This window comes from Kitasatospora sp. NPDC093806 (assembly GCF_040683335.1).
GTDB lineage: Bacteria > Actinomycetota > Actinomycetes > Streptomycetales > Streptomycetaceae > Kitasatospora.
Map to the genome: position 1 here is coordinate 1 of NZ_JBFBDO010000251.1, position 2,031 is coordinate 2,031.

2 protein-coding genes are annotated in these 2,031 nt (G+C 74.8%); both read right to left on the reverse strand.

Translation table 11 applies throughout. The annotated features are described in order from the left end of the window. Positions 1–92: 92 nt before the first annotated feature. A complete protein-coding gene (locus AB0N76_RS39725) occupies positions 93–638 on the reverse strand; it encodes a gamma carbonic anhydrase family protein (protein WP_363565731.1) in 546 nt (181 codons plus the stop codon). Between the two features lie 108 nt (positions 639–746). Further along, the coding region (locus tag AB0N76_RS39730; protein WP_363565732.1) for a serine hydrolase domain-containing protein at positions 747–2,031 on the reverse strand (1,285 nt) is incomplete at its 5' end.

A 2,031-nucleotide genomic window follows, 5' to 3' on the forward strand; every position in this document is an offset into this window, starting at 1 on the left:
CCGGTGGACGCCTCGGACCCGGCGGCCGTGGCCGGCCGGGTCGGTGCGGGGGCCGGCACGCCGCGCTGAGCGTGCGCGCCGGCCCCGGTGGGTCACTCCGGCCGGGCCTGCGGGACCGGGTGGATGTCCCGGTGGCCGTCGGCCAGCAGGAGGTAGCCCTCGGCGTTGAACTTGATGCCGGCCCGCTCCTCCTCGGTCAGCTCGCGGCGGACCTTGGCGGGCACCCCCGCGACCAGGGAGCCGGGCGGGACCTGGGTGCCCTGGGTGACCACGGCCCCGGCCGCGATCAGCGAGCCGGCGCCGATCCGGGCGCCGTTCAGCACGGTGGAGTTCATCCCCACCAGGACGTCGTCCTCGATCACGCAGCCGTGCAGGACGGCGTTGTGCCCGACCGAGACCCGCTCCCCCAGCACCACCGGGAAGCCGAGGTCGCCGTGGACCGAGCAGTTGTCCTGGACGTTGCTGCCCGCACCGACCGTGATCGCCTCGGCGTCCCCGCGCAGCACCGCGCCGTACCAGACGCTCGCCCCGGCGTGGACCGTCACGCTGCCCACGATCACGGCGTTCGGTGCGACGAACGCGCTCGGGTCGACGTCCGGCACCCGTCCCCCGACCTCGGCTATCAACGGCTCTGCCATCTCTGCTCCTTCTCGTGACGACTGCCCATCAGGTGCGGGCCATGATTGCACCTCCCGCACCCGGGTGGGCCGGGGGCCCGGGCCGGCCCCCGGACCTGCCCCGGGCGGTCAGCCGAGCGGGCCGGCGGACCGGGACGGCGCGGACGCGCCCGGAGCGGTGGCCGGCGCGGACGCGGTGGCGGGCGGCGGGCCGCCGCAGACACCGGTGTCGATCAGCGTGTGGAAGGCGGCGTTGGTGGCCGGCAGGTTCGACATGTCGTAGGCGTTGACCGAGGCCACGAACTGCCGGCGGTTGTCGCTGTCGGTGTACACGAAGGTGTTGTAGCCGGGGATGCCGCCCGCGTGCCCCCAGAACTGGCCGCAGGGCGTGGAGCTGCGCTGCAGGCCGAGCCCGTACTGGTCCGCGCCGCTCTCCGGGGTGATCCGCATCATCTCCGCGAGCAGCGGCCGGGGCAGCAGCCGTCCGCCGACCAGGGCGGTGATGAAGGTGGTGAGGTCCGCGGTGGTCGAGATCCCGGCGCCGGACGCGCCCGCCATGCTCGGGTCCAGCTCGGTGGTGTCCGCCGGGCCGGTGGGCAGGTCGAAGTAGCCGTGCGCGTGCGGGCCGGGGATGGTGGTCGAGTGGATCGGCATCGAGGTGCCGGTCAGGCCGAGCGGCCGGATGATCCGGCGCTCCACCTCCTGCGCCCAGCTGCGGCCGGTGACCCGCTCGATGATCTGCCCGACCACGACGTAGTTGGTGTTGGAGTAGTGCCAGCCCTGCCCCGGCGCGAAGTACGCCGGGTGGGTGTTGGCCAGGTCGATCAGCTGCTGCGGCGACCACGGCCTCCAGCGGCCGGTGTCCAGCCAGTCCTGGGTGGCCTCGGGGGTCCGGTCGAAGGAGAACGACGGGTCCTCGGTGTAGTTGAACACGCCGCTGGTGTGGTTGAGCAGCTGGCGGAGGGTGATGTCCCGCCCGTTCGGGAGGACGCCGGGCAGCAGGTTCTCGACCCGGTCGTCCAGGCCGAGCCGCCCCTCGGCGACCAGCTGGAGGGTCACGGTGGAGACGAAGGTCTTGGTCACGCTGCCGATCCGGAACAGGCCGTCCGGGGTGGCCTTGGCGCCGGTGGCGAAGTCGGCGGTGCCGGCCGCGCCCTGCCACAGCGAGCGCCCGCGCTCGCTGACCCGGGCGAGGGTGGCCGAGGCTCCGCCCGGGTTGACCATCCCGCGCACGGCGGCGTTCAGCGCCTTGGTGTCGACGCCCTTCCGCACCGCCTGGGCGTCCGCGGCCCCGGCCGCGTCCGGTGCGCCCGTCACCGTCACCCGGAGCGGCTCGGCGCTGCCCTGGGCGCCGGCCACCGGCGCCATCACGCCCACCAGGCCGGCGCCGGCCAGCGCGAGCGCCACGGTGCGG

Bases quoted from the DNA above. Each gene is read 5' to 3' on its own strand.
- AB0N76_RS39725 (WP_363565731.1), bottom strand. From the start codon at position 638: ATGGCAGAGCCGTTGATAGCCGAGGTCGGGGGACGGGTGCCGGACGTC.